The organism is Alicyclobacillus fodiniaquatilis, assembly GCF_042678105.1.
Taxonomy (GTDB): Bacteria; Bacillota; Bacilli; order Alicyclobacillales; family Alicyclobacillaceae; genus Alicyclobacillus; species Alicyclobacillus fodiniaquatilis.
The window spans coordinates 1-1,026 of sequence record NZ_JBHUCX010000040.1 but is presented as its reverse complement, the minus strand read 5'-3'; the positions used below and the strand labels follow the sequence as shown (position 1 = coordinate 1,026).

2 protein-coding genes are annotated in these 1,026 nt (G+C 43.8%); both read right to left on the bottom strand.

Annotated elements, in window-relative coordinates; all coding sequences use genetic code 11:
- Positions 1–202: 202 nt before the first annotated feature.
- Complete coding sequence (locus tag ACFSB2_RS15040) at positions 203–565, bottom strand: helix-turn-helix domain-containing protein (protein WP_377943909.1); 363 nt, start codon at positions 563–565, stop codon at positions 203–205.
- A gap of 99 nt (positions 566–664) precedes the next feature.
- Positions 665–1,026, bottom strand: a 362-nt coding sequence (locus ACFSB2_RS15035; RefSeq protein ID WP_377943908.1) for an adenylyl-sulfate kinase, incomplete at its 5' end; no start/stop codon positions are given.

The following is a 1,026-nucleotide window of genomic DNA, read 5'->3' as shown; positions in this document are numbered from 1 at the left end:
TATTAATTACAAAACACCAGCCCAATACCAAGCGACGTACGAGCGGACACACAAACCTGCAGCCTAAGCAAACGAAATGGGATTTTCATACATTCTCGGTTTGGCGTGTCCACCATATTGACTTAATACCAATGTGATGTCCACTTCATCCAGAATGACGCGAATGGTTTCAATGCTGATGGACTTGACGATTCCTTTTTGTTCAGCTCGTTTCTTTAAGCTTAGACAACGACCACTGCGTAAACGGTAACCCCAACACTTTTGGTGGAATCTGGGCCAGTTCGATGATATCTGCACGTTGTTCGTCCGTGAAAGTACGGGGTCTGCCACCGCCGTAACGTGGTTTGAGCGATTTGAACCCATCCTCATCGAATACCTGAATGATGTGCCGAATATGCTCCTTTGACAGATGGTGCAGGTCAGAGATTTCCGGCACTTTCATCTTCTGTGCAGATGCCAGCACAACGAGCGCACGTCGAACTTCCACTGAGTCCGAGCCTTTACGAGCAATACGAACCAATTTATTGCCTTCTTCCGCCGTCAATTCCCGCACATATATACACATGATTATCACCCATAATAATCATTCGCTCATTGGTTGAATATCCCTTTCTTTTTGTCAAACGATGTTGTCTGAATGGGCACTAGCAACTTGCCCTACTCGTCAAATATTTTCCTTACGATCCACGTTACTAAAACCTAGATCTCCATTTAATCCTTTACGGACATTATCCCCATCAGGTAGATATGTGTGTATCCCTATAGTATGTAGTCTTTCCTCAACTGCGTTTGCGATTGTTGATTTACCCGCTCCTGAAATTCCAGTAAACCAAAGGCATAAACCTTTATGCCCATTTAATCGTTCATAGTCTTGCTTTTCAATGGTCGTTTGATGCCGAACAATACTATTATCCAAGTTTAATTGTGGTATTAAGTCAATATGGTGGACACACCAAACCGAGAATGTATGAAAATCCCATTTCGTTTGCTTAGGCTGCAGGTTTGTGTGTCCGCTCGTACGTCGCT

Bases quoted from the DNA above. Each gene is read 5' to 3' on its own strand.
- ACFSB2_RS15040 (WP_377943909.1), bottom strand. From the start codon at position 565: ATGTGTATATATGTGCGGGAATTGACGGCGGAAGAAGGCAATAAATTG.